General features: G+C 65.1%; 22 protein-coding genes. 8 read left to right on the forward strand and 14 right to left on the reverse strand.

Going from position 1 to position 26,364, the window contains the following annotated elements:
* The first annotated feature begins 210 nt into the window (after positions 1–210).
* Together QA645_RS03655 and QA645_RS03660 are read left to right on the forward strand one after the other, a co-directional pair.
* Positions 211–882: a response regulator transcription factor gene (locus QA645_RS03655; protein ID WP_254134854.1), complete on the forward strand. Its 672-nt coding sequence runs from the start codon at positions 211–213 to the stop codon at positions 880–882.
* A 132-nt stretch (positions 883–1,014) separates the two neighbouring features.
* The gene (locus QA645_RS03660) at positions 1,015–3,042 is read left to right on the forward strand and encodes a DUF3857 domain-containing protein (protein ID WP_283048254.1); all 2,028 of its coding nucleotides are present in this window, start codon (positions 1,015–1,017) and stop codon (positions 3,040–3,042) included.
* A gap of 142 nt (positions 3,043–3,184) precedes the next feature.
* On the opposite strand, the gene QA645_RS03665 is transcribed toward QA645_RS03660, so the two are convergent.
* Entirely contained in the window at positions 3,185–6,025 is a 2,841-nt protein-coding gene (locus QA645_RS03665) for a winged helix-turn-helix domain-containing protein (protein WP_283048256.1), read from the reverse strand.
* A 199-nt stretch (positions 6,026–6,224) separates the two neighbouring features.
* Here QA645_RS03665 and QA645_RS03670 point away from each other — a divergent pair, with 199 nt between their 5' ends.
* From QA645_RS03670 to QA645_RS03685, 4 genes are all read left to right on the forward strand, one after another.
* Positions 6,225–6,644 carry an organic hydroperoxide resistance protein gene (locus tag QA645_RS03670; RefSeq protein ID WP_283048258.1) on the forward strand — a complete coding sequence of 140 codons (420 nt, stop codon included), beginning with the start codon at positions 6,225–6,227 and terminating at the stop codon, positions 6,642–6,644.
* Positions 6,645–6,677: 33 nt separating this feature from the next.
* Complete coding sequence (locus QA645_RS03675) at positions 6,678–7,703, forward strand: alpha/beta hydrolase (protein ID WP_283048260.1); 1,026 nt, start codon at positions 6,678–6,680, stop codon at positions 7,701–7,703.
* Positions 7,704–7,776: 73 nt separating this feature from the next.
* Entirely contained in the window at positions 7,777–8,331 is a 555-nt protein-coding gene (locus tag QA645_RS03680; RefSeq protein ID WP_283048261.1) for a cytochrome P460 family protein, read from the forward strand.
* Between the two features lie 9 nt (positions 8,332–8,340).
* Positions 8,341–9,165 (forward strand): SDR family NAD(P)-dependent oxidoreductase, encoded by an 825-nt coding sequence (locus QA645_RS03685; RefSeq protein ID WP_283053652.1) that lies wholly within the window; start codon positions 8,341–8,343, stop codon positions 9,163–9,165.
* Between the two features lie 13 nt (positions 9,166–9,178).
* Here the strand turns inward: QA645_RS03685 and QA645_RS03690 are convergent, their stop codons facing one another.
* The 6 genes from QA645_RS03690 to QA645_RS03715 all read right to left on the reverse strand — a co-directional run bounded on the left by QA645_RS03690 (position 9,179) and on the right by QA645_RS03715 (position 19,245).
* Positions 9,179–12,688, reverse strand: coding sequence for a PAS domain-containing hybrid sensor histidine kinase/response regulator (locus tag QA645_RS03690; protein ID WP_254134849.1), 3,510 nt, complete (start codon positions 12,686–12,688; stop codon positions 9,179–9,181).
* Positions 12,689–13,030: 342 nt separating this feature from the next.
* A complete protein-coding gene (gene hemA / locus QA645_RS03695) occupies positions 13,031–14,260 on the reverse strand; it encodes a 5-aminolevulinate synthase (RefSeq protein WP_254134848.1) in 1,230 nt (409 codons plus the stop codon).
* Positions 14,261–14,474: 214 nt separating this feature from the next.
* Positions 14,475–15,536: an MBL fold metallo-hydrolase gene (locus tag QA645_RS03700; protein WP_254134847.1), complete on the reverse strand. Its 1,062-nt coding sequence runs from the start codon at positions 15,534–15,536 to the stop codon at positions 14,475–14,477.
* A gap of 135 nt (positions 15,537–15,671) precedes the next feature.
* Positions 15,672–17,813, reverse strand: a complete 2,142-nt coding sequence (locus QA645_RS03705; protein WP_283048266.1) for a methyl-accepting chemotaxis protein — start codon at positions 17,811–17,813, stop codon at positions 15,672–15,674.
* 165 nt (positions 17,814–17,978) lie between these two features.
* Entirely contained in the window at positions 17,979–18,701 is a 723-nt protein-coding gene (locus tag QA645_RS03710; protein WP_254134845.1) for an outer membrane protein, read from the reverse strand.
* A 223-nt stretch (positions 18,702–18,924) separates the two neighbouring features.
* Positions 18,925–19,245: a hypothetical protein gene (locus tag QA645_RS03715; protein ID WP_283048267.1), complete on the reverse strand. Its 321-nt coding sequence runs from the start codon at positions 19,243–19,245 to the stop codon at positions 18,925–18,927.
* Between the two features lie 121 nt (positions 19,246–19,366).
* Here QA645_RS03715 and QA645_RS03720 point away from each other — a divergent pair, with 121 nt between their 5' ends.
* Together QA645_RS03720 and QA645_RS03725 are read left to right on the forward strand one after the other, a co-directional pair.
* The gene (locus QA645_RS03720) at positions 19,367–19,708 is read left to right on the forward strand and encodes a hypothetical protein (RefSeq protein ID WP_283048268.1); all 342 of its coding nucleotides are present in this window, start codon (positions 19,367–19,369) and stop codon (positions 19,706–19,708) included.
* Between the two features lie 126 nt (positions 19,709–19,834).
* Entirely contained in the window at positions 19,835–20,122 is a 288-nt protein-coding gene (locus QA645_RS03725) for a hypothetical protein (RefSeq protein ID WP_254134842.1), read from the forward strand.
* Positions 20,123–20,146: 24 nt separating this feature from the next.
* Here QA645_RS03725 and QA645_RS03730 read toward each other — a convergent pair whose 3' ends face one another.
* From QA645_RS03730 to QA645_RS03765, 7 genes are all read right to left on the reverse strand, one after another.
* The gene (locus tag QA645_RS03730) at positions 20,147–20,653 is read right to left on the reverse strand and encodes a PaaI family thioesterase (protein ID WP_283048270.1); all 507 of its coding nucleotides are present in this window, start codon (positions 20,651–20,653) and stop codon (positions 20,147–20,149) included.
* A 73-nt stretch (positions 20,654–20,726) separates the two neighbouring features.
* Positions 20,727–21,689, reverse strand: coding sequence for an AEC family transporter (locus QA645_RS03735; protein WP_283048271.1), 963 nt, complete (start codon positions 21,687–21,689; stop codon positions 20,727–20,729).
* Positions 21,690–21,766: 77 nt separating this feature from the next.
* Positions 21,767–21,976 (reverse strand): hypothetical protein, encoded by a 210-nt coding sequence (locus QA645_RS03740; protein ID WP_212327671.1) that lies wholly within the window; start codon positions 21,974–21,976, stop codon positions 21,767–21,769.
* Positions 21,973–22,137, reverse strand: a complete 165-nt coding sequence (locus QA645_RS03745; RefSeq protein ID WP_283048273.1) for a hypothetical protein — start codon at positions 22,135–22,137, stop codon at positions 21,973–21,975. Before QA645_RS03745 ends, QA645_RS03740 begins: the two co-directional genes overlap by 4 nt.
* 621 nt (positions 22,138–22,758) lie before the next feature.
* The gene (locus QA645_RS03755; protein ID WP_283048277.1) at positions 22,759–24,378 is read right to left on the reverse strand and encodes an ABC transporter ATP-binding protein; all 1,620 of its coding nucleotides are present in this window, start codon (positions 24,376–24,378) and stop codon (positions 22,759–22,761) included.
* A 2-nt stretch (positions 24,379–24,380) separates the two neighbouring features.
* Positions 24,381–25,220, reverse strand: coding sequence for an ABC transporter permease (locus QA645_RS03760; protein ID WP_283048278.1), 840 nt, complete (start codon positions 25,218–25,220; stop codon positions 24,381–24,383).
* Entirely contained in the window at positions 25,217–26,188 is a 972-nt protein-coding gene (locus QA645_RS03765) for an ABC transporter permease (RefSeq protein WP_283048279.1), read from the reverse strand. The genes QA645_RS03760 and QA645_RS03765 overlap by 4 nt, the downstream gene beginning before the upstream one ends.
* Positions 26,189–26,364 lie beyond the last annotated feature (176 nt).

Raw genomic sequence — 26,364 nt, forward strand, 5'->3', positions numbered from 1 at the left:
AACCCGCCCCAATACGACTTTCGGCCTTGCGCACTGACACGCAACTGACGGTGCTGACCTATAGTGCCGCGCTGCGGCGCCCGGCTTGCGGATTAACCCCTTTCCCGCAAAGGAATAATGTGCCCTTGCATGCCACGGCCGGCCGGGGAAGAATTGACCATTGCGCCGGTCCGGACTACTGGCGCTGACGTGAACGACAGCATGAGATCGATGAGCGCTCCCTCCACCCATCTCGTCATTGCCGATGACCATCCGCTGTTCCGCGATGCGCTGCGGCAGGCGGTGGCAGGCGTCCTCTCGACGGCGAAGATCGACGAGGCCGGGTCGTTCGAGGATCTGACGAAACTCCTGGAACAGACCTCCGACGTCGACCTGGTCCTGCTCGACCTCTCGATGCCCGGCATCTCCGGCTTCTCCGGCCTGATCTATCTGCGCGCGCAATATCCGGCGATCCCGGTGGTGATCGTCTCGGCCTCCGACGACAGCGCCACGATCCGGCGCTCGCTCGATTTCGGCGCCTCCGGCTTCATCCCGAAGCGGTTCGGCGTCGAGACGCTGCGCGACGCCATCCTCAAGGTCATGGAGGGCGACGTCTGGGTTCCCGCCGACACCGACCTGTCGGCCGCTTCCGATCCCGACATGACAAAGCTGCGCGATCGCCTGGTGACGCTGACGCCGCAACAGGTGCGGGTGCTGATGATGCTGTCGGAGGGACTGCTCAACAAGCAGATCGCCTACGAGCTCGGCGTCTCCGAGGCGACCATCAAGGCGCACGTCTCGGCCATCCTGCAGAAACTCGGCGTCGAGAGCCGGACGCAGGCCGTGATCGCCGCCGCCAAGATCGCCGGCGGCCAGTGGAGGCAGGGTACGCCGACGGGGTAGGGCGCTTGTTCGTCCCGACTCGTTACATCCACTCCTTGCCGCTGCGTTCCCGCTTGGAATGTTGCGTTGCGACGGCCGTTTGCTACAACCTGTGCGTCGGGCTGGTCAACGGGCTGGAGCAGGTACGTGGGGTTGGAATGGAATGCGCGCGATCTCGTTCATTGCGCGGCGGTGCCGGATTGGGTGGATCACCAGCCCTATCGCTTTCCTATCCCTGACACGGAGGTCTCCTGCATCGCAAACGGCGTATGCCGGTTGCTGTCCGACATTCAAACCGATCTCAGCACCGGCACGGTGGCCTGGCACTATCGGGTCGCCAACCGGGTGCTGACCCGCGAAGGCGCGGAGCGGACCGCGCACTTCATGGTCGACTTCGATCCAGGCTATCAGCGGCTCGAAGTGCATTTCATCAGCGTTGTCCGCGGCGGCGAGCGGATCGAGCACGCCAAGCCTGATGCCTTCCAGGTCTTGCGACGTGAAACCAATCTGGAACGGCTGGTGTTCGACGGATGCCTGACCGTGTCGCTGCTTATTCCAGATGTGCGGATCGACGACATCGTGGAGTTCAGCCTCACGATCTATGGCAGCGCTCCGGTTCTGCAGGGCAAGTATCAGTCCTGGATCACGTTCGATCGTTTCAATCCCTTCTTCGAGCGGCGCCAGCGCCTGCTCAGGCCGCTTGCCCGCAACATTCACATGAAGGAGTTCAACGATCCGCCGCCGTCGCAGTGCACGACCGCTGACGGTATCGAGGATCTGAGATGGCAACTCGTCGGTCAGAAGCGGCGCGATGCGGAAATCCTGACGCCCTCGTGGGTCCTCTTCCATCCTTCGCTGCAACTCAGCGAATTCGGGAGCTGGAACGAGGTGGCATCGCTGTTGTCGCCTTATTACGAGGCGGGCGGTCTTCCCGATGCGCTCGCAGAGGAGGTCGATCGGATCGGGCGAGAGCATGCAGGGCCGGCCGAACGGGCCGTTGAATGGCTGCGATTCGTGCAGCGTGAGCTCCGCTATTTCGCCTTTTCGCTGGGTGAAGGCGGGCTGACACCCCGACCGGTCGAGACCATCTGGAATACGCGCTTCGGCGATTGCAAGGATTCCTCGACGCTCTACGTGGCGGGCGCGCGCCGGCTCGGCCTCGACGCCTGTGCAGCCTTGGTTTCGACGACCCACGGCTTTGTCCTGAAAGATACCCTTCCGAGCGCTGGCCTCTTCAATCACTGCATTGCGCGCGTGCGGCTCGATGGTCACAGCTACTGGCTCGATCCGACGGTGTCGATGCAGGGCGGTCGCCTGAAGGATATCGGCCAGCCGCATCGTGGATGGGCCTTGCCGCTCATGGGCGAGACGATCGAACTGGAGTGGATGGGAAGCGAAGAGCCGCTTCACGTCATCCATTGGGAAGACGAGATCACGCTGGGACCGAAGCGCGAGTCGCCCGCAACCGTGGAACGAACGATCGACTACTCGTTCTGGTGTGCCGATGGCATGCGCAATCGGATCGCCAACGAAGGGACCGGCGGATACGTCGAAGGCATGCTGCGGGAATGGCAATCCGTCTGGCCCGGTGTTGCCGAGGCCGCGCCGATCGAAGTTCAGGATGATCGCGTCCGCAACACGGTCTCGCTGGTTCTGAAGCTCACTATTCCCGGCGGCTGGAAGACTGGCGGAGCCAATTCGCCGCTGGTGTTCCCCATTGCCGACATGGCGACGGTGCACGAGCTTCATCCGCTCGCAGAACTGCGCCGCGAGAACGAGATCTTCCTGGGCCGGCCACGCAAGATCACCAATCTGATCAAAGTGAATATGCCGCGACGCTGGCCCGGTGATGGCTGGATACGCCGGCTAGAAGCGCCCGGTATCGACTACAGCAGTCGGGCGACGTTCGATGGGCGGACTATGAACAGCTTTCGCGAACTGATCGTCCACCGATGGTCTTCGCCGGCCTCCGGAGCGCACGCCTATAACGAGATCGCCAGGGAGCTGGAGGAAAATCTCCTGCACATCTGGGGAAGCGAAATGTTTAGCCGGATCCGGCCAAACATTAGCTTACGCGGCCGCATTATCCTTGCTCTCCGCTGGCTCTCCGGCGGCGTCTGGGGCGCCATCATCATCTGGTACTTGCTGCGGGTATTTATATTTGTCGGCACTCATCACTAGCCCGATCTGCCCGGCGGCACTCCAGGGAGGTGATCATCCCAAGTTCTTGCGCTCCGCGTCGGGCAAAACAGCTAGCGTTGGGAGTCTTTCCCGCGGAGGGATTCTGGATTGCTTCGCCGCGCTCCCAATGACGCGGAGATGGCTACAGTATATCGAGCAGACCGTTTGCGGCCCGGATGTCTGCCGTGTCGGAGCCCGTGACAAAACCTTCGAGCGCCGATTGCAGCATTCGCTTGGCGTCCTCGCGCCGCCCGCGCTCGCCGATGAGCGTTGCGAGATCAATCGCCGCGCGCAGCTCCCAGGCTTTCGCGCCGGCGCGGCGGCTCTGCGCCAGCGACTGCTGGAGAAGGTCCTCCGCTTCCTCGATGTTCGGCTGCGGCCGCGAGAGCAGGACCTTGCCCTTCATGCGCAGCAGCTCGGGCATGTACAGATGATCTCCGCTCCGTTCGACCAGACGGATCGCGTCGTTGACCAGATGCGCGCTTCTCTCGATTTGTCCGAGCGCGAGATGCCCCTGCACCAGCGCGATGTTGAACGTCGTGGTGAGCAGCTCGTAGCCGGACTCGTGGAGCTCCTGCAGGCAGCGCTCGATCGTCGCGACACCGCTCTCTGCGTCGCCGCGCCGGATCGCGAGCTCGCCTTTGACGCCTCGGCCGGCCGCGAGATAGGGTCCCATCGAGCGCGAATAGGCGTGAGCGATGAAGCGGTCGATGTTCTCGTCCGCAGCGGCGAGGTCACCGGTCCAGAGGTCGATCGAGACCGCCCAGATCAACGCGATGCAGAGCGTGATCGGATGATCCATCTGTGCGGCCTCGGCAACGGTCTGTTGCGCCAGCTGCCGTGCCTGCTCGGGGCGGCCCTGCAACCACAGCTCGCGCGCCAGCGAGATGCCGGCCCGGTTGCGATGGTCAAAGCCATAGACCGTGCTGATCCGCTCCGTGCCGGGCCCGCGCCAGGCCGCCTCCAGCATCTTCAGTGCGTCGCGATGCGCGCCGTCCAGATGCAGCGAGACGCCGAGCAGCGACTGCGCAAGCGCGAGCGAGGCAGGATCGCCCAGTGCTTCGGCGACGACGAGGCTCTGTTGCGCATAGTCGAGCGCAGCCTCGAACTGACCGATGCGCTCGTGGAAGATGTGCATGCGGCCGAGCAATTGCAGCTGGTTCGGCGCATCGCCGAGCGTTTCCGCGATGGCAAGCGCCCGGGTCAGGGCGTTGCGCGCGGCTTCGCTGCCGCCGCGCGTGAACATCAGGGTCAATCCGAGCGCGGCCTGCAGATGCATCTCGTCTGCGCTGCCGCGCGAGGCGGAATCGATCGCCGCCAGCGCCCGCTCGGACCAGCGCCGGCATTCGGTCAACAGGGACATCGCGAGGAAGATGGGCGCTGCAGCCGCCGCGAGCGCAATGCCGATGCCGACATCGCCGGCGGGGCCAAAGCACCAGTCGAGCGCGGCACGGACGTTGTGGAGTGCCGAGAAATGGATGGCGCGCTCGTCGGCGCTTGGTACCCTCGCCCATTTGGTGCCGGCCTGTTGCAGCCATCGCCTGTAATAGGCGGCGTGGCGGGCCGCGAGGGCCGATCCGTCGTCCTCGATCGCGAGCAGATAGGCGCGCGTGGTGTCGAGCAGGCGGTAGCGCATCATGGCGCCGATCGGCCGCGGCGCGACCATCGATTTGGCGACCAGGCTGTCGATGGCGTCGAACAGACGCGAGCGGTCGACCTGCTCGTCAGGCACGACCTCGAGTGCGGCGTCGATGGTGAAATGCCCGGCGAAGACCGCGAGCCTGCGCAGCACCAGGCGTTCCAGCTCGGACAGCAGTCCGTAGCTCCAGTCCAGCGTGGCCTGCAACGTCTTCTGTCGGGGCGGCGCGGTGCGCTGCCCCTGCCAGAGCAGGTTGAGGCGCTCGTCAAGCAGCGTCGCTGTCTGCTCCAGGCCATAGGCTTCGACCCGGCCGGCTGCGAGCTCGATCGCGAGCGCCATGCCGTCGAGCTTGCGGCAGATTCGAGCGGCAATGACGGCATTGGCATCGTCGAGTACGATCTGGGCGCCGCCGGCCTTTGCGCGTTCGAGGAAGAGTTCGAACGCGGGGTAGGTCCGGGCGACCGCGGCCGTCAGTCCGGACTCATCGGGCGGCACGCCAAGCGGCGCCAGCCGGTAGACCTGCTCGCCCTCGACGCGCAGCGCCTCTCGGCTCGTGGCGAGGATATGGACCTGCGGCGCGGCTTGAAAGATCTCGGCTGCGAGCGGTGCTGCCGCCGCAATCACATGCTCGCAATTATCCAGCACCAGCAACATGCGCTTGTCGCGCAGATGCGCGAGCAAGGCCGGCATCGGATCGTCGGCCTGGGCCGGCAGTCCGAGCATCAGCAGCAGCGAGGTGATCACCAGATCGGGATCGCTGAGTGCGGCAAGATCAACGAAGTGTGCAGCGTCGGCGAATGTTGCGAGCAGGTCGTGCGCGATCGCGACCGCAACAGCGGTCTTGCCGACGCCACCGGGGCCGACGATCGTGACGAAGCGGGAGGTGATGAGCTTGTCCGACACAGTGCCGACCGCGTCGGCGCGTCCGACCATGCGCTGCAATCGGTTAGGTAGTTTTACGGGCGGCAATTCCGCGCGCGGCGCCAGGCGCGGCTCAGCCCGAGCGCCGATTTGCGAGATCGGCGCCACGAAGCAGTAGCCGCGGCCCGACAGCGTCGTGATGTAGCGGGCGCCGTCCTTGCCGTCGCCGAGCGCCTTCCGGAGTGCCGCGATATGGAATCGCAGATTGGTTTCCTCGACCGCCATCCCGGGCCAGACCAGGCCCATCAAGTCCCATTTGCTGACGACCTCGTTCGGCCGCGACATCAGCGCGATCAGCGTATCGAAACTCTTGGCGCCCATCGGCAGCGCGACGCCGTCGCGCGTCACCAGCCGCCCATGCGGCGTCACGATGAATGGCCCGAACGACAGTGTTCCTGCGGCAGGTCCGATCGGCGCGGTCATCACGAAATCTTGCTCATTTGCAGAACCGGATAGCGAGCGCGCAGCGATCCGGCAAGGCCGCCGCTTGCAGCGGCATCAGGCCGCGTTTGCAGGCCTCGCCATCGGGTTCCCGGCCAGCCTCACAACATCTCACAACTCCAAACGGGCGCCCCGCGTAACACGCTGATAGTCAGTTGCGTAACGACGAGGAGGCTTCATCATGAGCCAAACGGAAAAACTGCTCTACACGGCGCGGACCCGCACCGCCGGCGGGCGTCAGGACGGCATGTCCCGCAGCTCTGACGGCCGTCTCGATGTGCGGCTGTCGCCGCCAGGCAGCGCCGGCATCGGTACCAACCCCGAGCAATTGTTCGCCGCCGGCTGGTCTGCCTGCTTCGAAGGCGCGATGGAGATCGCAGCGCGCAAGCGGAAAATCGTGCTTCCAAGCAAAAGCGCGATCGATGCGGAAATCGATCTCGTCCTCGACGAAGGCGCTTACGCGCTCCGAGCGCGCCTCGGCGTCAGCCTGCCCGGCCTCGATCGCGATGTCGCGCGCGATCTGATCGATGAGGCGCACCAGACCTGTCCCTATTCCAAAGCCGTTCGCGGCAACATCGACGTGACAGTCGATCTGCTCTGACAATTTCGACGACCATCAACAAGGATCACGACCATGACACAGATTATCGATCAGCATCGCCGCCAGTTCCTCGGCGTGGCCGCCGGGACCGTCGCCGTCGGTCTCGGCGTGATCGGCCTCGCGCGCGCCGAAACCGAGACGCCGCGCTCCTCCAACGCCTCATTCGGCGCGATCAAGCAGATCAATGCCGGTGTGCTCAACGTCGGTTACGCCGAAGCCGGCCCCGCGACCGGTCCGGTGGCGATCCTGCTCCACGGCTGGCCCTACGACATTCACAGCTTCGTCGATGTCGCGCCGATCCTGGCGCAGGCCGGTTATCGCGTCATCATCCCCTATCTGCGCGGCTATGGCTCGACCCACTTCCTCTCCGGCGAGACGCTGCGCAATGGCGAGCCGGCCGCGCTGGCCGTCGACATCATCGCGCTGATGGATGCGCTCAACATCAAGAGGGCGGTCGTTGCCGGTTTCGACTGGGGCGCGCGTACCGCCGATATCATTGCGGCACTGTGGCCGGAGCGCTGCCGCGCGCTGGTGTCGGTCAGCGGCTATCTGATCTCCAGCCAGGCCGCGGGCAACGCGCCGCTGCCGCCGGCCGCCGAGCTGCAATGGTGGTACCAGTTCTATTTCGCCACCGAGCGCGGCCGTGCCGGCTACGAGAAGTACACGCATGACTTCGCGAAGCTGATCTGGAAGCTGGCCTCGCCGCAGTGGAAGTTCGACGACGCCACCTTCGATCGCAGCGCGAAGGCGTTCGAGAACAAGGATCACGTCGCGATCACGATCCACAATTACCGCTGGCGGCTCGGGCTCGCCAAGGGCGAGGCGAAGTACGAGGAGATCGAAAAGAAGCTCGCGGCAACACCGGTCATCGATGTGCCGACCATCACGATGGAGGGCGACGCCAACGGCGCGCCGCATCCCGACCCCAGCGCCTACGCCAAGAGATTCTCCGGCCGCTACGATTATCGCCTGATCACCGGCGGCATCGGTCACAATCTGCCGCAGGAAGCACCGCAGGCCTTTGCCAAGGCCGTGATCGACGCCGACGGCGGTGCCTGAGCGCCCGTTCAAGACCTCGGTCCGGCCTGCGCCGGACCGAGGCGATGCCGCGATCCCAGCTTGAAGAAAAGACATGCCGTCCATCGAATCCGACAAGAAAAAATCGTCCACTATCACGGTCATCACATTGACCGTGCTGCTGCTCGTCGTTCTCCTGACCTGCGTGCCCTATCTGGTCTCGATCGCGCTGGCGGAAGCCCCTGCGGCGGAAGCTGCCTCGCCGATCTTCGGCGTCACGATTCCATCGGGCTACAAGCAGTGGGAGCTGATCGCGCCGGCCGAGGAGGCTGCGCCGCTGAATGAGCTGCGTGCCGTCGTGGGCAACCAGACCGCGATCGATGCCTATCAGGGTGGTAAGCTGCCGTTTCCCGACGGCACCATCCTGGTGAAGCGCGCCTGGAAGCGCACGCAGTCCCCCGACTTCGCATCCGCGACCATTCCGGGCGCCGCCACAACGGTCCAGGTCATGGTCAAGGACTCCAAAAAATATGCCGCGACCGGCGGCTGGGGCTTTGGCCGCTTCATCAACGGCAAACCGGTGGACGAAGCGCAACATCGCACCTGTTTCGCGTGCCACGAAGCGCGCGCCAAGGGCCATGACTACGTCTTCACGCGGCTCGCGCCCTAAGGAGGTCTCATCGTGAAGACATGGTTCATCAGCGGCAGCTCGCGCGGGATCGGGCGTGCGATCGCGGAAGCTGCGCTTACGGCCGGAGATCAGGTGGTTGCGACCGCCCGCGGCATCGGCCCGCTCGAGCCATTGCGTGGGCGCTTCGGTGAACGGCTGCGGCTCGCAACGCTCGACGTCACCGACGAGGCGGCCGCGCAAGCCGCGATCGGGCTTGCCGTCGAGGCCTTCGGCGGCGTCGATGTGGTGGTGAACAACGCCGGCTACGGCGAGCTCGGCTCGGTCGAGGACACGAGCCTGGAGTCATTCCGTCAGCAGATCGAAGCCAATCTGATCGGCACCATCATCGTCACCAAAGCGGCGATCCCGGTGCTGCGCCGGCAGCGGCGCGGACATATCGTGCAATTCTCCTCGGTCGGCGGCCGGATCGGTGCGCCGGCCCGCGCGGCCTATTCGGCTGCGAAATGGGGAATCGAGGGCTTCTCGGAATCGCTGGCGCGCGAGATGGCGCTGATCGGCGTGCATGTGACGATCGTCGAGCCCGGCGGCTTCCGGACCGGCTTTGCCCAAACGGCACATGACACGGACGAAGGGCGCGCGGAGTACGACGCCGTCGTTGGCGCCGCCGTCAGGATGCAACGCGAATACGATGGCCGCCAGCCCGGCGATCCCGCCAAGGCTGCTGCCGCTGTGCTGCAGCTTGTTGGCATGGATCGTCCGCCTCTGCGGATCGCGCTCGGCAGCGACGCCGTGAACGCCATCGCGGCGACGGATCGGCAACGCCTCGACGAGCTGGAGAAATGGCGCGGGCTCAGCGTCTCGACGGATTACTGAACGGCTGCGCGTCCTATTCCGCCGCGACCATCTGCTGCGTCCGCCATTGCCCGAGCAGGGCGCGCAGCGAGGCCGGTTTCACAGGCTTGTTCAGCACCGCGATGTTCTCGTCGCGCGCGGCCATCTGCACGGCGGGGCTGCGATCGGCGGTGATCAGGATCGCAGGGATGGTGTCGCCGAAGCGGCGGCGGATCTCGCGGATCGCGGCAATGCCGTTGCCGCGGTCGAGGTGATAGTCGACGAGCAGGCCGGTGACGCGCCGGCCTGCGGCCTCGATCGCTGATATCGCGCCTTCGGGATCGGCGACAGCGATCACCTCGGCGTCCCAGGCCATCAACAGCGTCCGCATGCCGTCGAGGATCGCGGCGTCGTTCTCGATGCAGACGATCAGCGCGCCGGAGATTGATGTGCGCGCCAGCGGCGTTGCGCTGGTCACCGCCGCGGTGAGGGTCACGGCCTTCGCCGTCGGGACCGTCACGGAGAACAACGAGCCTCCGCCGGCATTGGCGTCGATGGCGATGTCATGCTTGAGCACGCGCGCCAGCCGTTCGACGATCGACAGTCCCAGCCCCAGTCCGCGTGCGATCCGCGCGCCCTGCTCGAGGCGGTGGAATTCCTTGAAGATCTCGCCGCGCTTGACCGCGGGGATGCCGACGCCGGTGTCGTAGACGCAGATCCTGAGCGAGGGTCCTTGGCGGCGGCAGCCGACCAGCACGCGTCCGCGTGGGGTGTATTTGATCGCGTTCGAGATCAGGTTCTGCAGCAGCCGCCGCAGCAGCAGCCGGTCCGACTCGACCGGCAGCGAGCAGGGCACGAAGGCGAGGTCGAGGCCCTTGGCGCGTGCGATCGGTGCGAACTCGATCTCCAGCGAGCGCATCAGATCGGCCATCTTGAAGCTCGAGATCGAGGTGGTCATCGCGCCGGCATCGAGCCGGGAGATGTCGAGCAGCGCGCCGAGGATTTCCTCGATGGCTTGCAGCGATTCGTCGATGTTCTCGACCAGCCGGGTCTCCTCGCCATTGTGCTGGCGCTCGACCAGGCTCGTGACATAGAGCCGGGCTGCGTTCAGGGGCTGGAGAATGTCGTGGCTGGCGGCCGCGAGGAAGCGCGTCTTGGAGATGCTGGCATCCTCTGCGCTGCTCTTGGCGAGCGCCAGCTCGGAGTTCAGCCGGGTCAACTCTTCGGTACGGTCGCGCACGCGCTTCTCCAGCGTCGCGTTGGCGCGCTCCAGCGCTTCCGCCGCTTCGAAGGTCGGCGTGACATCGGTGAAGGTGATGACGAAGCCGCCGCCGGGCATGCGGTTGGTGAGCACCTCGATCACCATGTGCCGTTCCGGCAGGCGTTCGAGATAGGGCTCGCTGTCGGTGGTGTAGGCCACGAGCCGCTGCTCGATCATTGCCTCGCGGTCGGCCTGATCGGCGGGATCGCTGACGCCCATGAACTCCAGGATCTCGCGGAGCGGCGTACCGAACTGGATGAAATGCGGGGGCACGTTGAGCAGATCGCCGAACTGCCGGTTGGAGCAGATCAGCTGCAGATCGGCGTCGAACACCGCGATACCCTGGCGCACATGGTTGAGCGCGGTCTGGAGGATCTCGCGGTTGAAATGCAGCGCCGCATGGGAATCGTCGAGCAGTTTCAGCGCGGCCTTCGCGGATACGGTCCGCTTGCGCAGCAGCAGCGACATCACGAGGCGGGAGGACGCAGCTCCGATCGACGAGGCGATCAGATGCTCGGCGTGCTGCAGCAGCTCGAAATCGGCGGGCGCTCCGGATTCCAGCCGCATATTGCGCCGTGCCGAGAACGCCTCGAACGAATGCCGGGCACGATCGGGTCCGAGATATTGGGCGACGGTGGTCTGGATGTCCTGCACCGTGATGGTGGTGCGCCAGCGGCGGAAATTCGGGGCGATGGGCGCGAGCGTGTTGGGCACGAACAGATCGGCCTGCACCAGCTCGATGGACGAGGGCCGCCGTGCCAGCGACAGCAGCACGTAAGTGAGGACGTTGAGCGAGAGCGACCAGACCACGCCATGCATCAGCGGCGGCAGATCGGCGCCGAACAGCGCCTGCGGCCGCAGCGCCTCGATGCCGAACGGGCCGTGCTGAAGCAGCAGGATGCCGGCGGTCGAGGAATCCATGAAGCTCGGGATGAACAGTGTGTAGAGCCATACGGCGAAGCCGACCATCATGCCGCCGATGGCGCCGCGCGCGGTGGCGCGCCGCCACAACAGGCCGCCGAAGAAGGCGGGCGCGAGTTGCGCGATGGCGGCAAAGGACAGCAGGCCGATCGCCGCGAGCTGGGTGTTGCCGAGCGCGCGGTAGTAGAAATAGGCCATCACCATGATGGCGAAGATCGCGAGCCGCCGCGACCGCAGCAGGAAGTCGCCGAAATCGGAGCTGCCGGCGCGTCCCTCGGGCCGTCGTTGCAGCACCAGCGGCACCACGAGGTCGTTGGAGACCATGATGGAGAGTGCGACACACTCGACGATCACCATTGCGGTGGCAGCCGACAGGCCGCCGACGAAGACGGCGACGCTGAGGAGGCCCGCGCCGCCCTCCATCGGCAATGCCAGCACGTACATGTCGGGGTCGACCGCGCCGAACGGGAAGCTGACAAGGCCGGCGAGCGCGATCGGGATCACGAACACATTGATGGCGACGAGATAGAGCGGGAACAGCCAGCGCGCGCGGCTGACCTCGGCGTCCGAGGAGTTCTCCACCACGCTGACATGGAACTGGCGCGGCAGCAGCATGACCGCGCACAGCGACAGCAGCGTCATGGTGAGGAAGTTGCCGATCGACGGCGAATAATCGATGGCACGCACCGCCTCCGGCGTCTTCATCGCGCGCTCGATCAATTCGTGCGGCGAGAACATCCAGAAAGTGACGAAGATGCCGGCGGTGAGAAAGGCGACCAGCTTGACGATGGATTCGGTCGCGACCGCCAGCATCAGGCCGTGCTGATGCTCGGTGGCGTCGGTCTGCCGCGTGCCGAACAGCACCGCGAAGGCCGCCATCGCCAGCGTCACCATCAGCGCCATGTCGCCGAGGATCGGGATGTGAGAGAACGCCTGGTCCTCGCTCAGGATGACTTCGAGCGAGGAGGCGACCGCCTTGAGCTGGAGCGCGATGTAGGGAACCGAACCAATGATCGCGATCAGCGCCACGGTTGCCGCCACGGCCTGGCTCTTGCCGTAGCGCGCGCCGATGAAGTCGGCGATCGAGGTGATGTTGTGCGCTTTCGCAAGCTGAATCACGCGGCGGAGCACGCCGGCGCCGAGGCCGATCATCAGGATCGGGCCGACATAGATCGCGAGGAAGTCGGTCGAGGTGCGGGTGGCGAAGCCGACCGAGCCGAAGAAGGTCCATGAGGTGCAGTAGATCGCCAGCGACAGCGGGTAGATCAGCCCGGACGCGCGGCCGGCCTTGGCCTGCGAGCGGCGGTCGCCATGGCTCGCAACCAGGAACAGGAACCCGATGTAGCCGAAGGCGGCAGCGATCACGCCCCAGTCGTGCAGCATGGCGAGCGTGCTTCTCCCAAGGCGCGGTAGCGCCAGATCCACTCGAGGCGCGCGTGGCGCCCGCTCTCATTTTCTCAGCAAATCTAGCGCGTTGGGCGGGACGAGGCGACAGCGAAATGCCCCAGGCGGGCGGGAACTGGGGTTGTCGTTAAGGGGGCGGTGCTGTCGCTTACCCTCCCCTGGAGGGGGAGGGTCGATCGCGCGAAAGCGCGAGCGGGGTGGGGTGATCTCTCAACATGGGCGGCGTGGCATGCGGAGGGACTGTCACCCCACCCCGCTACGCATTCCGCTTCGCTACATGCATAGCGACCCTCCCCCTCCAGGGGAGGGTGGAAGAAACGCCTACTCCGCCGCCAGCGACTTTTCGCGCAGCGGCAGGCCGAGGCGGTCCCACACTTGCAGCAGGGCTTCGGCGAGCTGATCGATCAGGCCGTCGTCGTGATAGGGCGAGGGCGTGATGCGCAGGCGCTCGGTGCCCTTGGCGACGGTCGGATAGTTGATCGGCTGGATGTAAATGCCGTGATCCTCAAGCAGCATGTCCGAGGCCTGCTTGCACTTCTCGGGATTGCCGACGAACAGCGGCACGATGTGAGTGTCGTTCGACATCACCGGCAGGCCGGCGGCATTGAGGATCGCCTTGACGCGGGCGGCGCGGTCCTGGTGGCGCTCGCGCTCCCAGCTCGAGGACTTCAGATGCTTGATCGCGGCGGTCGCGGCCGAGCAGATCGCCGGCGGCAGCGCGGTGGTGAAGATGAAGCCCGGCGCATAGGAGCGCACGGCGTCGATGATATGGCCGTTGCCGGCGATGTAGCCGCCGAGGCAGCCGAACGCCTTGGCCAGCGTGCCTTCGAGAATGTCGATGCGATGCATGACGCCGTCACGCTCGGCAATGCCGCCGCCGCGCGGGCCGTACATGCCGACCGCGTGGACTTCGTCGACATAGGTCATCGCGCCATACTTCTCGGCGAGATCGCAGATCTTGGCGAGCGGGGCGACGTCGCCGTCCATGGAGTAGAGGCTCTCGCAGGCGATCAGCTTCGGCCGGTTCGGACCGGCAGCCTTCAGCAGCGCTTCGAGATCGGCGAGATCGTTGTGGCGGAACACTTGCCGCTCGCAGCCGGACTGGCGGATGCCCTCGATCATCGAATTGTGGTTGAGCTCGTCCGACAGGATCAGGCAGTTCGGAATGAGCTTTGCGATGGTGGCGATGCCGGTCTGGTTCGAGACATAGCCCGAGGTGAACAGCAGCGCCGCTTCCTTGCCGTGGAGGTCGGCGAGCTCGGCCTCGAGCTGCACCAGCGGATGATGCGTGCCGGCGATGTTGCGGGTGCCGCCTGCCCCGGTGCCGACGCGGGTTGCGGTCTCGACCATGGCGCCGACCACCTTCGGGTGCTGGCCCATGCCGAGGTAATCGTTGGAACACCAGATCACGACGTCGCGCTTGCCCTTCGGCGAGTGCCAGACCGCATGCGGGAACCGGCCGGCCGTGCGTTCCAGGTCGGCGAACACGCGATAGCGGCGCTCGGTATGGAGGCGATCAAGGGCGGAATTGAAGAATTGAGCGTAATCCATCGGTGCAACCTGAGACGGAACTGACCAAAAGGGCGCATCTACTTAGAGCTTTTCCAGCTCTAGTGTCTATGCGCTATCCCACATTTGGGCGTGAGGGGCATTTGGGCAAAATGCCCTATCGTGCGATTTGAATCTTGATCCCGATCAAGTCCGCGCGAGCTTGATGCTGCTCTGCACCATTCGCCGAAATGCGGGTGTTAACCGGCACTTGCTGTCACGTCGTCCGGAACTGGAGCACGCCGTCCTTGGTCTCGGCCGTCAGCCGGCCCTCGACGATCATGTAGTTGACGTGGGCGACGAGCTCGCCGGCGGCAAAGCCCATCTGGTGCTCGTCCAGCACGTGCTTGTTGAAGACGACAGGCACCAGGGCGCGCGAGGTCTGCGGCACCTCGCGACAGGCTTCCGCGATCAGGCGGCAGCGCTCCTCGTGGTGGTCGGCGAGCTGCTTGATGCGGGTCTTCAGTCCGTAGAACGGCACGCCGTGGCCGGGCAGCACCAGCAAATCATAGGGCAGGGTGGTGGTGAGGCTTGCGAGCGACGCCAGATATTCGCCGAGCGAATTCTGGTCGGGCTCGACGGCCCACACGCTGACGTTCGGGGAGATCTTGCTCAGCACCTGGTCGGCGGACAGAAACAGCTTGTCGTCGGCGCAATACAGCATCACCTGGTCGAGCGCATGGCCGCCGCCGGTGATCACCTTGAAGCGGCGCGTGCCGATCACGACCTCGTCGCCATGCGAGATGCGGCGGTAGGACGGCGGCAGTACCGAGACGCGCTTGAGATAATCCTGGCCGCGGCCGAGCAGTTTTTCGGTGAGCGACTCGTCCATGCCATGGCGACGGAAGAACAGCCGCTGCGCTTCGCGCCGCTCTTCGGTGCCGCGGTTCTGATGATAGACCGATTGCAGATATTCGACCTGCGACATCACCAGCGGACAGTTGAACCGCTCGACGATCCAGCCTGCAAGGCCGACATGATCGGGGTGCGAGTGGGTGACGATCAGGCGCGTGATGTTGACGCCCTTTAGCGGGCCTTCGAACAGTTTCGTCCAGGCCTCGATCGTCTCCTCGTTGCCGAAGCCGGCATCGATCATCGCATAGCCGTCGCCGTCGGCGAGCAGATAGATGTTCACATGGTTGAGGCGGAACGGCAGCTTCAGCCGCGCCCACAACACGCCGGGCCTGACCTCCACGACCTCTTCGGGGCCGGGATGCTGGTCCCAGGGATAGCGGAGGGCCTCGGCGGAAGACTGCACGATGTCGGTTTTTGCGTTCATGCTACCGGCTTAAACCCAGCGCGGGCGCCGCGCCAGCCGAAAACGAGGCCAGCCGGTCGCCGCATAGCGGTCATTCCGGCCGTATTCCGTAGCCCGGATAGAGCGCAGCGAAATCCGGGCTACGGGACGGCGTCCTTACGCCGCCCGCATGTTGTTGAGGAACGCGTCGATCTCTCCGCGCAGCATATCGGCTTCGCGGCGGAGGGCATCCGATGCGCTCAGCACCTCGGTCGCTGCGGCGCCGGCCTCGGCCGAGGCCGTGGAGACGCCGACGATATTGCTGGAGACCTCGCTGGTGCCGCCGGCTGCATGCTGGATGTTGCGGGCGATCTCGCGGGTCGCTGCACCCTGTTCCTCGACCGCAGCCGCGATGGTCGTGGTGACGTCGTTGATCTCGCCGATGATCCGGCCGATGCCCTGGATCGCGCCGACAGCCGAGGTCGTGACCTGCTGCATGCTGGCGATCTGGGTGCGGATCTCCTCCGTCGCCTTCGCGGTCTGGCTGGCGAGGCTCTTCACCTCGGAGGCAACCACCGCAAAGCCGCGGCCGGCCTCGCCCGCGCGCGCCGCCTCGATGGTGGCGTTGAGCGCGAGCAGATTGGTCTGCGACGCAATCGTCTGGATCAGGTCGACCACGACGCTGATGCGGCTCGCACTGTCGGCAAGGCTCTGCACCGTGGTGTCGGTGGCGCCGGCCTCATCCACCGCCTTCTTGGCGATCGCAGCCGAGGTGACGACCTGCTTGCTGATCTCCTCGATCGAGGACGACAACTGCTCGGTGCCCGACGATACCGTCTGCACGTTGACCGAGGTTTCCTCGGCGGCGGAAGCGACCGCGTTCACCAGCGCGTTGGACTGATCCGCGGTGGTCGACATGCTTTGCGCCGTCGTCTGCATCGAATTGGCCGATTGCGCGAGATTGTCGAGCGCGCTGCGCACCGTGCCCTCGAACTCCGCGATCTTCGCCTCCATGTGCGCGGCACGCTCCGCCTTGACGACACGATCCTTGTCCTGATCGCTCGCAAGCGCCCGGGCTTCGATCATGCTGTCGCGGAACACCGTCAGCGTTTCCTTCATCGCGCCGATCTCGTCGTTCTGCCGGGAACGGACGATCTCGGTGTCGAGGTCGCCGGCCGAGAGCAGCTGCATGGCGCGCTGGAGCTCACGGATGCGGCGCAGGATGTTGCGGCCGACATAGAGCCAGACGAACAGCGCCGAGCCGATCAGTGTGAGCCCGCCGAGCGCCAGCATTGCGGTCGTGGCGAGCGAGATCTCCTGGCGCGCCTGGAAGGTCGACGCGTTGGTCTCCTTCTGCACGCCGTCGACGAGCGCCTGCACGCTGATGCCGAGGCCGACATTGAGCTTGCGGGTCTCGTCCAGGATGGTCTGGCCGTAGTCGATGGAGTCGAGCTCCTTCTGACGGAGCTTGAACACGCCCGTCTTGCCTTCGCCGAACGTCTGCAGCTTCTGCATTGCGACCTTCACCGCAGTGGTTGCGGGATTGTCGGGCAGGTCCTCCAGGTTCCACTTGACGCGGTCGCGGACCGCCTTGAATTCGTGTTCGATCGTCTCCAGCGTGTCGCTGGAGTTCGCGGACAACGCGGCCATCATGTCAGCGGCCATCAGATTTCCGTTGGCAAGCACCGTGCTGATCTGACCAACGGAGCGGACGGCCTCCATGGCATCGTCTGCCGACACGTTCGTCGATGCCAGGATTGCGCTCAGCCGTGTCTGGGTATCCAGCATTGCGGGGTTGGCTGCGCCGACGAAGGCGAGCTGCGCCTTGCGTAGCGCGTCGTATTGCTTGTCATGCAGCGCAATCGTGTCGAGGCGCTCCTTCGCCGCCGACACCAGGCTCTTGGTGGCTTCATCGATGCTCTTGACGGTTTCGCCGAGCGCGCTGGCGACCTGCTTGTCGGCGCCGAGCTCGATGATCTCGCCGACCTTGGCCATGGCCTGTTGCTGGATTTCCTGAACCTTCTTGGTGCGCTCGGCCAGCGCCTCGTCGGAGGGCGAGGCGAGCAGGCCGGGTCCTTGCGCTGCCAGTGTCGCGCTCTGCGAGGCGAGCTGAAGGCTGGCGGAGAGGCGCGGGATGTCGCGGCCGCTGAGATCCATCATGGTCGAGCCGAGATGGTTGAACACGAAGCCGGCGCCCGCTGCGATCAACAGGCCCATGCCCGCGATCACGGCGAATGCCGCGAACAGGCTGCCGCGCAGGCCCCATTTCGGCATTTTGAAACGAGGTTTGAAACGGCCCACGCTGAGTCGGATCGCCATCGAAAATTCCCCCACGCCCTTACTCTTATGTTTTCGCCGCGGAGTATCCTTGGTGCGGGTTAAAAAATCGCAAGTTGCACAATTGGTTGGCTAGTTCCGCACAGCGAAAAGAAAGGGCCGGCAGTGCTGCCGGCCCTTGATGCGAAAGGATCGTGTCAGGCGCGATCAGTAGCGCGCGACCATCGGGCTCGCCCAGTTGAAGCGATAGTTCACGCCCGCCTTGAAGGTGTGGTCGTCGGTGGTGAAGTTGCCGGTGCCGACCAGCGGACCCGCGGTGAAATGCGCGTCGCCGAAATTGTAGTACTGGTACTCGGCCTTGGCCGACCAGTTCGGCGCGAACATGTATTCGAGGCCGGCGCCGACGGTGTAGCCGTTGCGGTGATCGCCGGAGATGATGAAGCCGGTCGGCACGCCGCCCACCGTCACCTTCTCGTTGTTGTCGGAATAGGCGTAGCCGCCCTTTACGTAGAGCAGGCCGGGGCCCCAGGTGTAGCCGACGCGACCGGTGATCGAACCGAGGCCGCGCTGGTCGTTGGTGTAGGCCACGCCGCCCGGGAACACCGCGCCGACGCTGCCGGAGAGCCAGGAGTACTGGGCTTCAGCACCGACCACGAAGTTCGGGTTGAACTGCCAGTCTGCGCCAGCCTGCAGACCACCGAGGAAACGGCCGTTGCCGTTGTTGCCGGTGGAGAGGCCGTTGAAATTGTTGTCGCTCGAGAACGCGCCGCCGAGATGCGCGCCGATATAGAAGCCGGTCCAGTTGTAGATCGGCGCGGCATAGGCCGGCGCCTTGTTGTAATAGGGGCGGGCGCCGAGATCGGCACCGAGGGCCGGCGCAGCCGCGCTCAATGCGAGCAGCGCAACGGTCGCAAACAGAATCTTCTTCATCGTCTTGAACTCCAACACTCAGGTCCCCAGCAGGCGCGCTGTCCGCGCCGCGTTGGTTTTGCAGATAGCTTCCTTTTGACGAAAATGCTGTCACATGCATGGCACAGCGACGCCCAACCTAACTTATTGGGCGCTAAATGATTTTCGTGATTAATGCCGGCTTAAGAAGTGGTGAAGGAAGGCTTAATTCGCGCGAGTTGCGGTAACCTCCGTGCGCGTCTCGTTAACCAAGACGCCGCAGCACCTCGTCGCGCATCTGCGCGCGGAAGGCCGCGCGCTTCGCCGGCCGGTCTTCCACGCGCACGTCGTGGCGATCGAAGATGTCGAACTTCTCCAGGATCGGATAGCGCTCGCTCGCCATCGCGAGCACGCGCAACACCTTGGTCGCGGCCAGCGTCGGCCCGCTCACCTCCCAGCGCCGGATCGTGTCGGCGCCGCCCTTCTCCGGCAAGGCGCACAGTTTCGCCATGTCGGCGGCGGTGAGCTTGCGTTCGATGGCGTCGGAGAGGTCGGCGCGGAGTTGCTTCAGTTCGGGGCCGGTCATGTTGATCGCATTCGGAAGAGTGGCTGAAGCCAATGCACTAGCGCTGATTCGGGTCCATCCGAAGGCAGCCATGATTGTGCTAGTGTCTCCGCGCCGGTCCAGCGTCAACGAGGGATGTCCCATGCCCGTGTTCAAGCTGCCCCTGTCGGGAGACGTCGTTCAGTCCATCTACCCGTCGTTCTTCAGTCCTACCGGCGGCCAGTTCGGTCTCGTCAACATCACTGTCGGGCAATCCTCGGCGCCCGAGGTCGAGAAGGACGTGCTGTCCGATGTCGCGAGCTACGGCAAGCAGATCGGCCAGGTCGCGGATGCGCTGCTCGCGGTCATCGAGCATCTGGAGGCGCACCCTGAACATGCGCTTGGACTAGACAAGGCGATTATCGCCTTCAAGGAGCTGATGCATTCCGTCGCGACCGTGAAGGAGCGCCACGGCCGGGCGGCGTGCCGGCCCAAGCGGCGCTGATCGTGTGGCGACATGGCGCCTCCGGCATGTCTCCGCGCACACGGAGTTATGAACGGAAGCCTCTGGGAATTCTTCAATGAATGAACACATGGCTCAACAGGCCCGCAGCGCATGAAGGGATCAGTCATGACAACGACCAGGCTCGTCATTGCCGCACTCGTCACGACCGGACTGCTTGCCACGCCGTTCGCGGCGGAAGCGAAGAAGCACAGGTCGAGCCGACATACCACCACGAGCGTGATGGCGCCGAGCTATGGCGGCGCCGGAGCGACCGCGGTGCAGCCGAGGACGTATTACGGGACCTCCGGTCAGTCTGTCGGGACGGTGACGGCGCCCTCGATCGGAACCTACAATTGGCCGTCGGTCGGCGTGACCAATGCCGTTCCGACCTGGAGCAATACCAATCCGAAGTGAGGCGCGAGGCGGTCGTCGCGCGCGTCAGGCTTCCGCGCCGCCGATCGGAAACACCAGGCAGGTCGTTGTCGCATGCGCGACCAGCCGGCCCTTCGCATCGGTGATGCGCGCTTCGGCGGTGGCGACGCGGCGGCCGGCGTTGAGTACGCGGCCTTCGGTGCGGACGGTGCCGCTCGCTTCGCTCATGCCGCGTACGAACGATATCTTGAATTCCAGCGTGGTGTAGCCGGTGCCCGCCGGCAGCGTGCTCTGCACCGCCAGGCCCATCGCGGAATCCAGCAGGATCGCGGCATAGCCGCCATGAACCGAGCCGATCGGATTGTAATGCCGCAGGCCCGGCACGCTGTGGATCACCACGACGCCCGGCTCGGCCGTGCAGTCGAACGGCTCGACCGTCTGCATGATCGGCGGCTCCGGCAATTGCCGTGCGAAGATCGCGCGGACGAAATCGAGCCCCGGCATCGACGCCATCACCTCAAGGGGCACGACGCCGAATTCGGGTGCCTGCTTGCCGGAACTGCCGTCGACCATCACTACCCCCGGAAAGCTCTATGAGATGACAAAGATCATATGATGAGGGGATTGTACGAGTCAAAAGCCCCCTTCAGTGCGTGACGGTCGCGAGACCGGAGAGCAGATACAGCGCAACCAGCAGGGTCGCGACCGACAGCATTGTCGTCACCGAGACCGTGGCTGCGACCAGTTTTTCTTCGACCTTGTGTTCATGCGACAGCACGTAGACGGTTTTCGCCGTCGGCACGGCCGCGCAGATGACGGCGGCGACGGTGTAGAGCGGATTGAGGCCGATGATCACGCAAAGTCCGTAGACGAGCAGCGGCATCAACACCAGCTTCACGGCCGCGAGCGCAAAAGATGCCCCGAGGTTCGACCTCAGGCCTTCGACCGACAGGCCGAGGCCGATGGCAAACAGCGCGCAAGGCGTGAGTGCCGCGGCGATGATGTTCAGATAGGCCGCGACGGCCGCGGGAATCGGCAGGCCCGTGATCGCCCAGACGAGACCAATGAGCGTCGACAGGACCATCGGATTGAGCAGGATCTGCTTCACCAGCCCCGCGGACTGCGCAGGTCCGCGCGCATCCCTTTCGAGCAGGATGACCGTGATCGGAAACATCACGGCAGCAACGAACACCGTCGCCACGGCAGCCGGCAAGACGGCGGGCTGGCCGTAGATCGCATGCAGGATCGGCAGCGCCACGAAGCCTGTATTGGTCATCGCCGCCGCCATGCCGTGGATCGTGCTGCTGGCGAGATCGTGCTTTCCGCCAACGCGAACCGCCAGGAAGACCAATGCGAAGCAGATGAGCGAGCCGCCGCCGAACGCGAGCAGGAAACGCCATTCCAGCAGATTGCGAGCCGGCTCCTGCGCGATCGTGACGATCAGCAGCGCCGGCATCGCGACGTTGTAGGCGAAGTGCACCAGCGCGTCGGCGAGTGAACGGGACAGATAGCCGAACTCGCCGGCGAACCAGCCGGTGACGATGATCGCGAAGACGGGAAGAACGAGGCTGGCGACCTCCATCCGGTGTCCCCCTTTGCCAAGCAGCATCGCCACTCTAGCTTGGCGACGCCTGCTCGTCACGGCTCAACCGGACCGCGCCGCCCCGAACGGGCGGCCTTGTGCCGCTAAATTCCGCGGCCGTTCTGCTGACCGATCACGCAGCGCCAGGCCGCCAGGCGCTCTGCCGGATGCTGGTTCATCCATTCGGCGAGCTGCGGCGCGCCCATCAGGCAGGACTGCACCGAGACCTGTGCAAAGTCGGAGCTGGTGACGAGCTGCTCGTGGCAATTCGAAGGAGAGGCGAGGCTGCAGAGCACGGCGATGATCTTGATCATGCGAGGTTGCCTCTGTCGCTCTGACGCGCATTGGCTCCGCTCGACTGCTCGCCGCTTGGATCGGCCGGCGGGAAAATGCTGTCGTAAATCGCGCGCGCCTCCTGAATCAGGCGAATGCGCTCGCGTTCTGATTTCGAGACAAACTGAATAACCTCGCCCATGGCGGCCTCCAAATGGATCCTCGATCCACCATCAGATGATGGAAATCATTCCATCCCGATATGGTGTGCCGGCTTCGTCGTTGCAGCCGTGCAGGCGTTCACAAGGGATAAAAAGCCCGTGACAATCCCGTTCCTGAGCGGAAGGGAATACCGCAGCGGCGCGTCGACCTGATGGGAGGCCGTTTCGCAGCATCGTGATGCAGGATGAGTCCCGCGCGCCGACGTGCCGCGGCACATTTTCGCGCGCGTGGAGTTGTAAAGGTCGTTCAGTGCACGAGCGGTTCGACCTGACGAACGGCTGGCGCGACTGAGTGACAGCGCTCGAAAGGATCAGTCATGGCAAAAACAAGACGCGCCTTCGCCACACTTGTCACCCTCGGATTGGCGGCTGTGCCGCTCGCCGCAAGCGCCCAATCGTCGGCAGGGGCACAAAGCAGCACGCGCTTGAGCCCGGGCGTGCCGGCAAATCAAGGCACCTATGGAAGTTCGGGACAAACTGTCGGGACGGTCACCGCGCCATCGATCGGAACGTCGACCCAGCCGTCTGTCGGCGTGACGAACTCGGTCCCCACCTGGAACAACACGAACCCTCCGGCGAGGCGATAGTCGCGATCTGTCGCCTCACGCCGCCGGCGCACGTTCCTTCTGTCCCGGCACGGCCGCGAGCAGCTCGCGTGTATAGGGATGCTCCGGCGCGGCAAACAGCTGCGCGGTCGGCTTCAGCTCGACGATGGCGCCGCGCTGCATCACCGCGATGCGGTCGCAGATCTGGGCGGCCACGCGCAGGTCGTGGGTGATGAACAGCATCGAAAGGCCGAGCCGCGCCTTGAGATCTTCGAGCAGCCGCAGCACCTGCGCCTGCACGGAGACATCGAGCGCAGACACGGCTTCGTCAGCGACAATGATTTCGGGCTCGAGCGCAAGCGCGCGCGCAATGCCGATGCGCTGGCGCTGGCCGCCGGAAAATTCATGCGGATAGCGCTCGAGCGCGCCGGCGTCCAATCCGACCATCTTGAGGAGATCGCGCGCGCGATCGAATGCCACTTTCGGCTCGGTGCCAGCCGCGATCGGGCCGTCGGCGATGATGTGGCCGATCTTGCGGCGCGGATTGAGCGAGGCGAACGGATCCTGAAAAATCATCTGGATGCGATGGCGCTCGGCGCGCAGCGCCTTGCCAGCGAGCTGCGTGAGATCCGTATCGCCGATCCGCACCGTGCCGCGATCGGCCTCGATCAGCCGCATGACGAGGCGCGCCACCGACGATTTGCCGGAGCCGGATTCGCCGACGAGGCCGAGCGTCTCGCCTTTGAGGATGTTGAAGTTCACCGCGCGCGCGGCATCGACGCGACGGTCCTCGCGAAACCAGCCACCGGATGTGACGTAGGTCTTGTCCAGCCCGATCACCTCGACCGCTCTGGCCTGATCGTCCAGTGGCGCCCGCGCCGGCGGGTGCATCGACGGCACGGCGGCGAGCAGCGCCTTGGTGTAATCGTGCTGTGGCTCATTGAAGACGGTCGCGGCAGGGCCTTCCTCCACAACCTTGCCGTGGCGGAGCACCACGACCTGATCGGCGATGTCGGCGACGACACCAAAATCATGGGTGATGAACATCACCGCCATGTTGCGATTGCGCTGGAGGTTGCGGATCAGCTTCAGGATCTGCGCCTGCGTGGTGACGTCGAGCGCGGTGGTCGGCTCGTCGGCGACCAGCACGGCCGGCTCGAGCGCGAGCGCCATCGCGATCATGGCGCGCTGGCGCTGACCGCCGGAGAGCTGGTGCGGATAGGCGCGCACGATGCGTTCGGGGTCAGGCAGGCCCACCTCGCGCGCCAGCGACAGCGCCTTTGCGCGCCGTTCCCGGGGCGTCAGCAGGCCGTGGGCCTCGAACATCTCGGCCATCTGGTCGCCGATCCGCATCAGGGGATTGAGCGCCGTCATCGGCTCCTGGAAGATCATCGCGAGCCGGCGGCCGCGCAGGTCGCGCCATCCATCGTCGTCGAGCTTGAGCAGGTCACGGCCTTCGAACTGGATCTCGCCGGAGGCGACTGACACCGTGTCGGGCAGCAGACCCATCAGCGCATGCGCGCACATGGACTTGCCGGAGCCGGATTCGCCGACGACGCAGACGATCTTGCCGGGCCGAAGGTCGAGCGACACGCCGTCGACGGCAAAGGGGCGCTCGGCGCCCTTGGGCAGCGCGATCCGCAAGTTCTTGATGGAGACGGCGGGCGGAGCGGTCATCGTCAGCGTCCTTCCCGCGACAGGCGCGGATTGAGCGCGTCGTTGAGGCCTTCGCCGATCAGGTTCAGCCCGAGCACCGAGATCAGGATCGCGACGCCCGGAAACACGGTGATCCACCAGGCCTGGCGGATCACGGTGCGGCCGGCGCCGACCATGTAGCCCCAGGAGATCAGATTGGGATCGCCGAGGCCGAGGAAGGACAACGAGGATTCCAGCAGGATCGCGGTCGCCACCATCAGCGAGGCCAGCACGATCACCGGGGACAGTGCGTTCGGCAGGATCTCGCGCAGGATGATCCAGGTGTTGCTCTGTCCGGTGACCACGGCGGCCTGGACATATTCGCGCGTTCGCAGCGACAGCACCTCGCCGCGGACGAGGCGCGCGACCGGCGGCCAGCTCACCACGGCGATCGAGGCCACGATCGAATAGATCGACGGCTGCAGGATCGCGACCAGCACGATCGCGAGCGCAAAACTCGGAATGGTCTGGAAGAACTCGGTGAAGCGCATCAGCGCATCGTCGACCTTGCCGCCGAAATAGCCGGCCATGGCGCCAATGGGAACGCCGACGACGAGTGCGACCAGGGTCGAGACGAGGCCGACCAGCAGCGAGACGCGTGCGCCAAAAATCATGCCGGCGAACACGTCGCGGCCGAGTGCGTCGGTGCCGAGCGGCACGGTCGAGAGCGTGAACGGCGGCAGGAACGGTCGCTGCACCATGCGCCAGGGTGAGTTCGGGAACAGCAACGGCCCGAACACCGCAACCGAGATGGCAAGCAGGAGGATGACGAGCCCGATGACGCCGCTCGGGCTCTTCAGCATCGATTTCCAGAACTGTTTCATGCGGCGAATTCGATGCGTGGGTCGACCAGGCGATAGACGAGGTCGGTGATGAGGTTGAAGATCAGCACCATGACCGAGCAGGTCACGAAGACGCCGAGCAGCAGATTGTAGTCGCGCTGCAGCAGCGCGTCGTACATCAGCCGGCCGATGCCGGGCCAGGCGAACACGGTCTCGGTGATGACGGCGCCGCCGATCAGCGTGCCGGCATGCACGCCGGCGAGCGTCACGACGGGCAGCAGCGCGTTGCGCAGCACGTGGCGGCGCTGGATCACGCCGTCGGACAGGCCCTTGGCGCGTGCGGTCTTGACGAAGTCGAGCCGCTTCACCTCCAGCATCGAGGCGCGCGTCATGCGGGTGTAGGTCGCCATGAAGAACAGGCCGAGCGTCATTGCCGGCATGATCAGGTGTTTTGCGACGTCGACCACATGGGCAAAGCCGGTGAGGTTGGCGCCGACCGTCTCGTAACCGAAGCTCGGCAGCCAATCGACCGTGACCGAGAACAGCAGGATGCCCATCAGCGCCACCCAGAAGATCGGCATAGCGTAGAAGATCAGCGCGAAGATGGTGATGGCGGTGTCGAGGAAGGTCCCGGCGAAGCGCGCGGCGAAGGTGCCGAACAGGACACCGAGCGCGAGCGAGATCGCAAACGCGGTCAGCGTTAATAGCAGCGTTGCCGGCAGTCGCTCGAGGATCAGCTTCGACACCGGCGCCTGCTGGCGGAAGGAGAAGCCGAGGTCGAGGGTCGCGATGCCCTTGACGTAGATGAGGAGCTGCTCCGGCAGCGGCTTGTCGAGGCCGAACTTTTCCCGAAGCTGCTGGACGAAGACCTGATCGCTGGCGCCGGCCTCGCCCGCCATCACGACGGCGGGATCGCCGGGTGCGAGCCGGATCAGGAAGAAATTGAGGACGACGATCGCGAGCAGGACGATCACGCCTTTCACGACACGCTGAGCGACGAAGGAGAGCATCTAGACTCGAATGCCAATTGGTTGAGGTGTTCTCGCGTCGCGGTACACCTCTCCCCAACGGGGAGAGGTCGCGCCGAAGGCGCGGGTGAGGGGGCGCAGGTGCCAAGAGAGGGCGAAACCCCTCACCCGGATCGCATCTATCGATGCGACCCGACCTCTCCCTATGGGAGAGGTGG

It is taken from the genome of Bradyrhizobium sp. CIAT3101 (assembly GCF_029714945.1).
Classification (GTDB): Bacteria; Pseudomonadota; Alphaproteobacteria; order Rhizobiales; family Xanthobacteraceae; genus Bradyrhizobium.

Bases quoted from the DNA above. Each gene is read 5' to 3' on its own strand.
- QA645_RS03655 (WP_254134854.1), top strand. From the start codon at position 211: ATGAGCGCTCCCTCCACCCATCTCGTCATTGCCGATGACCATCCGCTG.
- QA645_RS03665 (WP_283048256.1), bottom strand. From the start codon at position 6,025: ATGACCGCGCCGATCGGACCTGCCGCAGGAACACTGTCGTTCGGGCCA.
- QA645_RS03670 (WP_283048258.1), top strand. From the start codon at position 6,225: ATGAGCCAAACGGAAAAACTGCTCTACACGGCGCGGACCCGCACCGCC.
- QA645_RS03675 (WP_283048260.1), top strand. From the start codon at position 6,678: ATGACACAGATTATCGATCAGCATCGCCGCCAGTTCCTCGGCGTGGCC.
- QA645_RS03680 (WP_283048261.1), top strand. From the start codon at position 7,777: ATGCCGTCCATCGAATCCGACAAGAAAAAATCGTCCACTATCACGGTC.
- QA645_RS03690 (WP_254134849.1), bottom strand. From the start codon at position 12,688: ATGCTGCACGACTGGGGCGTGATCGCTGCCGCCTTCGGCTACATCGGG.
- hemA (WP_254134848.1), bottom strand. From the start codon at position 14,260: ATGGATTACGCTCAATTCTTCAATTCCGCCCTTGATCGCCTCCATACC.
- QA645_RS03700 (WP_254134847.1), bottom strand. From the start codon at position 15,536: ATGAACGCAAAAACCGACATCGTGCAGTCTTCCGCCGAGGCCCTCCGC.
- QA645_RS03705 (WP_283048266.1), bottom strand. From the start codon at position 17,813: ATGGCGATCCGACTCAGCGTGGGCCGTTTCAAACCTCGTTTCAAAATG.
- QA645_RS03710 (WP_254134845.1), bottom strand. From the start codon at position 18,701: ATGAAGAAGATTCTGTTTGCGACCGTTGCGCTGCTCGCATTGAGCGCG.
- QA645_RS03715 (WP_283048267.1), bottom strand. From the start codon at position 19,245: ATGACCGGCCCCGAACTGAAGCAACTCCGCGCCGACCTCTCCGACGCC.
- QA645_RS03720 (WP_283048268.1), top strand. From the start codon at position 19,367: ATGCCCGTGTTCAAGCTGCCCCTGTCGGGAGACGTCGTTCAGTCCATC.
- QA645_RS03725 (WP_254134842.1), top strand. From the start codon at position 19,835: ATGACAACGACCAGGCTCGTCATTGCCGCACTCGTCACGACCGGACTG.
- QA645_RS03730 (WP_283048270.1), bottom strand. From the start codon at position 20,653: ATGGTCGACGGCAGTTCCGGCAAGCAGGCACCCGAATTCGGCGTCGTG.
- QA645_RS03735 (WP_283048271.1), bottom strand. From the start codon at position 21,689: ATGCTGCTTGGCAAAGGGGGACACCGGATGGAGGTCGCCAGCCTCGTT.
- QA645_RS03740 (WP_212327671.1), bottom strand. From the start codon at position 21,976: ATGATCAAGATCATCGCCGTGCTCTGCAGCCTCGCCTCTCCTTCGAAT.
- QA645_RS03745 (WP_283048273.1), bottom strand. From the start codon at position 22,137: ATGGGCGAGGTTATTCAGTTTGTCTCGAAATCAGAACGCGAGCGCATT.
- QA645_RS03755 (WP_283048277.1), bottom strand. From the start codon at position 24,378: ATGACCGCTCCGCCCGCCGTCTCCATCAAGAACTTGCGGATCGCGCTG.
- QA645_RS03760 (WP_283048278.1), bottom strand. From the start codon at position 25,220: ATGAAACAGTTCTGGAAATCGATGCTGAAGAGCCCGAGCGGCGTCATC.
- QA645_RS03765 (WP_283048279.1), bottom strand. From the start codon at position 26,188: ATGCTCTCCTTCGTCGCTCAGCGTGTCGTGAAAGGCGTGATCGTCCTG.